Origin of the sequence: Moorena producens 3L (assembly GCF_000211815.1) — a bacterium.
GTDB lineage: Bacteria > Cyanobacteriota > Cyanobacteriia > Cyanobacteriales > Coleofasciculaceae > Moorena > Moorena producens.
On record NZ_GL890847.1, the window covers coordinates 1 to 7,098 of the forward strand.

At 43.9% G+C, this 7,098-nt stretch carries 7 protein-coding genes and 1 pseudogene; 4 read left to right on the forward strand and 4 right to left on the reverse strand.

Annotated features, from left to right (window positions below):
- Positions 1-468: 468 nt before the first annotated feature.
- Positions 469-1,809, reverse strand: coding sequence for a cytochrome P450 (locus tag LYNGBM3L_RS09935; RefSeq protein WP_008181967.1), 1,341 nt, complete (start codon positions 1,807-1,809; stop codon positions 469-471).
- 282 nt (positions 1,810-2,091) lie between these two features.
- Between LYNGBM3L_RS09935 and LYNGBM3L_RS09940 the strand changes: the two genes are divergently transcribed.
- Positions 2,092-3,294: a nucleoside hydrolase gene (locus LYNGBM3L_RS09940; RefSeq protein WP_008181969.1), complete on the forward strand. Its 1,203-nt coding sequence runs from the start codon at positions 2,092-2,094 to the stop codon at positions 3,292-3,294.
- Positions 3,295-3,501: 207 nt separating this feature from the next.
- On the opposite strand, the gene LYNGBM3L_RS09945 is transcribed toward LYNGBM3L_RS09940, so the two are convergent.
- From LYNGBM3L_RS09945 to LYNGBM3L_RS09955, 3 genes and pseudogenes are all read right to left on the reverse strand, one after another.
- Positions 3,502-3,789 carry an addiction module antidote protein gene (locus tag LYNGBM3L_RS09945; protein ID WP_008181971.1) on the reverse strand — a complete coding sequence of 96 codons (288 nt, stop codon included), beginning with the start codon at positions 3,787-3,789 and terminating at the stop codon, positions 3,502-3,504.
- 9 nt (positions 3,790-3,798) lie between these two features.
- Positions 3,799-4,089 (reverse strand): annotated as a pseudogene (locus tag LYNGBM3L_RS49760) (type II toxin-antitoxin system RelE/ParE family toxin).
- Positions 4,090-4,264: 175 nt separating this feature from the next.
- Positions 4,265-4,450: a hypothetical protein gene (locus tag LYNGBM3L_RS09955; protein ID WP_044492578.1), complete on the reverse strand. Its 186-nt coding sequence runs from the start codon at positions 4,448-4,450 to the stop codon at positions 4,265-4,267.
- Between the two features lie 81 nt (positions 4,451-4,531).
- Between LYNGBM3L_RS09955 and LYNGBM3L_RS09960 the strand changes: the two genes are divergently transcribed.
- The 3 genes from LYNGBM3L_RS09960 to LYNGBM3L_RS09965 all read left to right on the forward strand — a co-directional run bounded on the left by LYNGBM3L_RS09960 (position 4,532) and on the right by LYNGBM3L_RS09965 (position 6,321).
- On the forward strand, positions 4,532-5,488 hold the full coding sequence (locus LYNGBM3L_RS09960; protein ID WP_161603147.1) for a F510_1955 family glycosylhydrolase: 957 nt from the start codon (positions 4,532-4,534) through the stop codon (positions 5,486-5,488).
- Positions 5,489-5,833: 345 nt separating this feature from the next.
- Positions 5,834-5,998, forward strand: coding sequence for a hypothetical protein (locus tag LYNGBM3L_RS43200; RefSeq protein ID WP_154659739.1), 165 nt, complete (start codon positions 5,834-5,836; stop codon positions 5,996-5,998).
- A 20-nt stretch (positions 5,999-6,018) separates the two neighbouring features.
- The gene (locus tag LYNGBM3L_RS09965; RefSeq protein ID WP_008181974.1) at positions 6,019-6,321 is read left to right on the forward strand and encodes a hypothetical protein; all 303 of its coding nucleotides are present in this window, start codon (positions 6,019-6,021) and stop codon (positions 6,319-6,321) included.
- The last annotated feature ends 777 nt before the right edge of the window (positions 6,322-7,098 follow it).

Sequence of the window (7,098 nt, forward strand, 5' to 3'; positions counted from 1 at the left end):
CGGCCAAGCCAACATTCAGAGCAAAGAGGCCAAAACCTGATCTACATCAACATCGGCAATGTTTGCTTGAGGTTGCGATCGCTACGCTGAGCTAGTGCAGGCTCTGCGATCATACAAAAATGTGATTACAATGGGAAATACCACAACCAGGACAGATATTGCAGTAGTTAGCCACTTTTTCAGGTTCATTGGATTTCTCCTTAGATAGTTGATTGTTAACGCCAAAACACAGATATCTCCAAACTACATAGAAATCATTTATGGGTTCTGAGCCAGTAAAGGTTGCACCTGTGTTTAAGCGTAGCAAGTCACGGGGTTATTCTATAGGAGACCGATCTAAGCTGTCAATAACAGCACCTGTAGATTCATAAGTTGTATCAAATGTTAACACAAGTTCATTTAGCTACAGCAGTGTCTTAGGATGGCTTAGACAGGGCGACATTTTCTTATCCAATAAAAATCCTATAGTTAATAGTTTACTCTACGGCTAAACTTAACCTTAAGTCCATCCCGGGGATGGGGAGTTGGAATCACCACCATTTCTAAATCTTGATCGGGCACTAATTTCCAGTCATAATCCCGGAGCAATTGAGCCGCGAAAATCCTCATTTCTAATTTGGCAAACTCCCTGCCTAAACATTCCCGTAAACCGCCACCAAAGGGGATATATCCAAATATTTTTTGTTTATCTTCTGTCCTCTCTGGGCCAAACCGATCTGGGTCAAAGCGTTGATGATATTGATAAATTTCCTCATCTTTGTGGGTTTCGGTAATTTGGCACAGTATAGTCCAACCTTGAGGAATCAAGTAACCGTTAAATTCAAAAGACTGAATAACCTTCCGAAACAGACCACTAACAGGCGGAATTATGCGCAGCACTTCTTTGAGCACTTGCTCTAGATACGTCATCTGCTTGAGATGTTCCATGGTTAGGGGTTCTGAACCAGAAAACTGCTGTTGTTCAGCACGGAGATGGGCAAGAACATCTGGATGCTGCGCTGTCAGCAGACAAAAGGATGCGATCGCAGAGGTTAAGGTTTCGTGGCCTGCAAACAACAACAGAATTACTTGGTCTTGGATGTCATCTAAACTCAAGGAATTCCCCTCGTCATCCCGGGCTTGTAACAATAATCCTAAGGCGTCCTGTCCGGAATTTTTCTGTTGCTGTCGCTGTCGCACAATGGTTTCAATATGGGTCAGCAATCCTTGACGAGCACGCAATGCTTTAGCAAACCTTGTCCAAGGTAGAGAAATTGGGATAGTGAACAATCCCTCACAAAAGTTCTTAAATACTTGAGCCAAAGCGGTTTGGGAACCTGCATCAGTTCCCATCAGCAAGGTACTAGCGATATCAAAGGTATAGTCCCGCAGTTCAGGATACCAGGTTAAGGTTCCCATCTCTTCCCATTTCTCAAGATAGTTGCTAGTAATGTTGGCCATGGTGGGAATATAACTAGCTAATGCTCTCGGTTGAAACGCCTGGGACATTAACTTGCGGCGCTTCTGGTAGAATTCTCCATTTTGGTTAGTCAGTGAGGCCGCTCCAAGTAAGGTTGCTGTGCTTTTGGGCCAGCTAGCAGCAACATACTTATTTTCGTTAGTAAACAGAAATTGATTCGCTTCTGCAGTAGTCATCGTCACCGCAGGACTACCAAAAATGTGGGTTTTGTAGATGCGCCCATACTTGTCTAACCGCTTTTTGTGGAAATTTCGATCCGTTAAAAAGCTGATGGTCTCACCGATAATGGGTAAACAGACATTACCAGGGGGCAATGGAAGCGAACGCATATCTTGAGTGGTGGTTTCCATGGAAATAAGCAAGCTGCAGGGTCAAGACTTATTATCTCTTGCCTGATCCACTCATCGAGGAAACCCTAATATCAAGTCCCAGTAGTAGGGTCTTTAGGGAGACCCTAAAGATAAATTTGTAGCGTAAGTCCTGACTAAGAAAGGTTTAACTTATGGGGATATTGCTAATGGTAGAATGTCTTGGGCGCATCTTTACTGTTACTGTTAGCAGCAGTTATTCCATGAAATGGATGGATTTCTCATAGACTTCTAGTTCGTAATTATTCACCATAACATAAGCACATGAAAAGCAATCCCTGTTTTCTTAGCTTTGCAGCAGTGACAACTGCTTTATCAGGAGCGATCGCGCTTAATCTCAGTCTTCCTAACCAGGCCGCCTTTGCTGCCTCGGTGACACAAAAAACTGCCGTTATTCTTGATGATGATGGCAGCCAGGATGGAATGACTGCTTGGGCTTACATGCTAGGCAATCCTCAATTTGACGTTAAAGCACTCACTCTTTCCCAAGGGATTGCTCGCCCCAACATCTTTGTCGATAATGTCGAGGGGATGCTAGGGCGACTCAATATCACAGGCATCCCTGTGGGAATCGGCAGACCTGATCCACTTGCAGGAAACAACGAGTTTCCTTCATTCATCCGAGATGCTTCGGATACCTTTTGGTCACCCTTTGTCACCTTGCCCGATAGTGCTCCATCTGTTGAAAGAAGGAATGCAGCGGAATTAATTGTAGAAACCGTTAAGGATTCACCTTCTCCTGTGGCTATCCTGGCAACGGGTCCACTCACTAATATTGCAGAAGCACTTCGCCTTGACCCCACTATTGTTGAAAATATCTCTGTTGTCCAAATCATGGGTGGTGCAGTGTTTGTGCCCGGAAATCTACCTGTGCTGCCTGATCCGCCTTTTTCAACCAATACAGTGGCTGAATTTAACATCTGGATTGACCCAGTAGCTGCTCAAGAAGTGTTTGAGGCGGGAAACAATGGCTTGAAAATTGAATTAACTCCCCTGGATGCAACAAACCAAATCGAATTCACTCGTGAAGATCAAGCGGCATGGATAGAAACTGGAACACCTGAGAGCTTAATTGCTGCCGAGTTATTAGACTTTGCCCTAACTGTTATCCAAAGTGATAATGACCCTAATCCCGTTTGGGATTTAGTTGCGGCATTAAATCTAAGTGAACCCAATTTCTCCCCTGAAACACCTTTGCATATTGAAGTTGATACACAGTCAGATCCAGGAACAACACAAGGACAGACCAAAGCGATTCAAGATCTTAGTCCGAATGTTTTAGTCTCTCTCGATCCTAGTTTTGATAATCTCCCATACAGTGCTAGTGGCGTTTTCGCATCCATTTCTGAACCCGCTTCTGTTCCTGAGCCTGCTTCTATTGTGGGTATTTTGGCAGCAGGATTGTTAGGAGGAGTTCTGAAGGTAAAGCGAGTAACTAATAAAGGATATATAGCATTTCTTAAATAGCTCAAGTACATAAGTTTGAGATTTTATGGAACACAGAACATGGCAAAAATATGTGTCTGTATCTTATTAAGATGAGAAACTCTATAGTATTCTAAATAGATTCAGCACCCCGTTAAAAACCATGCGGGGGGCTGACTAACTTACAAGTAAATAGCAAAAAAGTAATCAGTCCACTACGAGATCACAATGATCGAGCTACCCAATACTTCATATCGGAGTAGCCCGCAACCGTAGACCAAGTGCCTGTATTACCTTGAGAAAAGTGGCTAACTCTGGATTACCTTTCATCGACAACGCCTGATCAAGACTCTCATGTCCGAGATCCGTTTCGCGAGAAATTTGTGTCATTGCTTTGGAACGAGTAATATCCCGTAGAGCAGCCACTACCAAGGCAGGATCCCCATCTTCAAGAGCAGCTTCAAGATAGGCAGCCATATCTTCTTTGGTTTTCAGATGTTCTGCCACATCCCAGGGATGGGTTTTGATGTTGGTCATCACGATCTCCTATACCTTTTGTGCTAGATCTAGGGCTGTCTTGATATCCCGGTCTTGGGTGCGCTTGTCACCACCTGCAAGGAGGATTATCAAGGTACTCCCGCGCTGCACGAAATACACTCTCTAGCCAGGTCCATAGTTAATACGCAGTTCCGAAACTCCTCTTCCCACTGGTTTCACATCACCGGGGTTGCCCATCGACAAACGACGAATACGAATATCAATACTTGCCCTTGCTTGTCGATCGCGCAAGCCACTGAACCACTTGGAATAAGCTTCGGTCTGCCGGATTTCGATCATGGCTTGTATCCTAAGGGATACAAAAAGACAACGAATGTCTAACTAATATTTTAAGATATTGTAGCTCGCCACTCCTGAGCGACAACTCCCAAATAATGGAGTTATACACCAGACATATAATACATTAAAGAACCTTTGCTTGCCCACACCGGACATTTTCACAAACAAACATACCTCAACAAACCCCAGAAGTAGCAACTACGCCATCACCATCAAACCAGCTTGATCTAGAATCGGTATCAGTACCAATAACTCCTCCTGTGGCAACCGCTACAGTTTCCGAAGCAGCAACAGTGGATAGTAAAACGTTAACTACCAGATTTGAAATTACCAGTCCACTCCTTGGATTGGGAGAATTCATCTTAGGATTACTGGTGGTAGGGCCACTTGTACCCGCTTCAATCAAGCAATTGATGTATAGATGAATGTAGAGATAAACGATATGGTTAAAAATTGGTTTATTTACAGTATTGTCGCTATTACGGTGATGGGTTGTCAACCCACCACAATTAAAACCAATATCACTCAGTCAACCATAACAGGAGTGACCAATAATGTCACTAATAACAACGTTATTCTTAGTGATGCTCCTGAGAAGTGGTGGCAGAAGACTAATATTCACGCTATGGCTGTTAGTCCAGAGAATCCGGAAATCCTCTACGTAGCCACCCATCATGGGTTATTGCAGCGTACTGAAGCAGGGAAATGGCTGCAAGTTGGGGAAACTCGTTCTAATTTCACCAGCTTTGTGGCTCATCCCAAAGATAGCGGACGCTTTTATGCTAGCTTACATCCACCATCAGGAGGCAAGCTCGGTTTTCTGACTAGCTACAATAAAGGGCAACAATGGCAGCTCAAATCCCTGCTCGGGGTAGATTTTCTGACTTTAGCGATCGCACCAGCTAATCCCAAGGTAATTTATGGATGGGCGGTTTCTGGAAAACAAGGCTTGTTGGTTTCAAAAGATGGTGGCAAAACCTGGAATCAATTACCAGCGCAGGGACTGGAGGATAATCCCCATAACTTAGTAGTTGACCCGCGCAATCCTGAGCACCTGTTTGCCGCTACAACTCTGGGATTATTTGAGACTAGGGATGGTGGAAAAAGCTGGATTTTAGTCCCTAATTCTCAAGAGTCCCTTGTTGCTAGTTTGGCTCTGAAATCCGAAGCAGAAAAGACAGTAATTTATGGATTTCACATTCTTTCCGAAGACTCCGGAGGATTCTTTAAAAGTACCGATGGGGGTAAGAATTGGGAAGCCATAAGCTCAGAAACAGGAGACTTATTTTTGTATATGGCGATCGCCCCGTCTAATCCCGAATTTTTATACGCTGCTAATGATCAGAATGGGATATTACAATCCAAAGATAGCGGCAAAACTTGGCAACCATTATTCTAATTATATTACTAGAGTAAAGGGAGTCGGGAGTCGGGAGTCGGGAGTCGGGAGTCGGGAGTCGGGAGTCGGGAGTCGGGAGTCGGGAGTCGGGAGTCGGTAATCAAAAATTATCACAATTCATTTAGGTACCCTATAGAATTTATATTACTATTAGATTACTATTATATAGCGTTTATCATAGCTATGATGTACACATTATTTTTTGCCTATTGCTAGCATGCCTAGGGTGCATCTCATTTTTGCTGTTTGACACGGTGGTGCGTTACGGGGCGAGCTATCCAAACCCTGGCTACGAGGCGGAAAATGAGGCCCCCCTAACGCACCCTACGCAACTTTTTTACAAATATGAGATGCACCCCATGCCTATTGCCTCTTGCCTATTACCTATTACCTATTACCTATTACCTATTGCCTCTTGCCTCTTGCCTCTTGCCTCTTGCCTCTTGCCTATTACCTGCTCCCTGCTCCCTGCTCCCTAAAACCCAGATATTTATACTTCAATCGTCCTGAAAATTGCTATATATATTACTATGGCTATTAATAGATTTCGTTTACGTCAATTACACGCTTGGTTTGCCCCAATTATGGTATTGCCAGTGTTGTTGACTGTGATTACCGGTTCCTTGTTTCAGGTGGCAGCTCTTACTGATAAAAGTAGTGAATTTATTTGGCTTTTGGATCTGCACAAAGGAAAATTTGGTGCCATTAACTTACAAATGATTTATCCGTTTCTCAATGCCTTTGGTTTATTAACCTTAGCAATTACAGGTATTTCTATGTGGTTTCAGACTCGGCGACGGGTTATAGGGCAGCGCTCACGAAATAGGGAATGAAAACCCTATAGTGTGACCATAAACGTTATCCTATCGTAAGCATGCAGCCGTCAGCCGTCAGCCGTCAGCCGTCAGCTAAAAGCTCAGGCTATGGAACCTTCAGGTGATGTAACAGAGATTAAACCAATGCTTACTTGTTTTATTCAAAAGCACCTCAAGTAGCCCATTAGCTGATAGCTGATACGCGACACGCTGATAGCTGAATGCTTACATCCTATCGGTAGTTTAATCCACACTTCATTTAATAAAAAATTACAACAAACAAGCGGTCATAAACGAAGTTATAGCGCTACGCGCAAGTAAGAAGTCAGAAGTCAGAAGTCAGAAGTAAGCTATGACTGAGTTTCAGAGTTTAGGAGCGATGCAGAGGTGCGACCCGTGGCGAATTTAATTCGCCAACGGAAAACGCACCATTACGGTCTTGGGGGTTTCCCCCATGAGCGACTGCATCAAGACAATGTCAAACACCTTAATGCGTAGTGCTATATTAACTCAACTTAATATATAGCAATTCTCATAATCATGAGGTACACAGGATTTTTTACCACTCCCCCCACTCTCCACATTCTTACCCCTACTCCCTACTCCCTGCTCCCTACTCCTTAAAACCCAGGACTAAAGTACCTGACCGAATTGAGAACTTCCATAACACAGGCACTGCCCACCTGAGGATTAAGTTCCTGTAGGGTGGGCAGGGTCGCAGACAGATTCACCAAGCTGGCAATGTAGGTTGCTAGGCACTGCCCACCTGAGGATTAAAGACTATTCTCTCTTCCC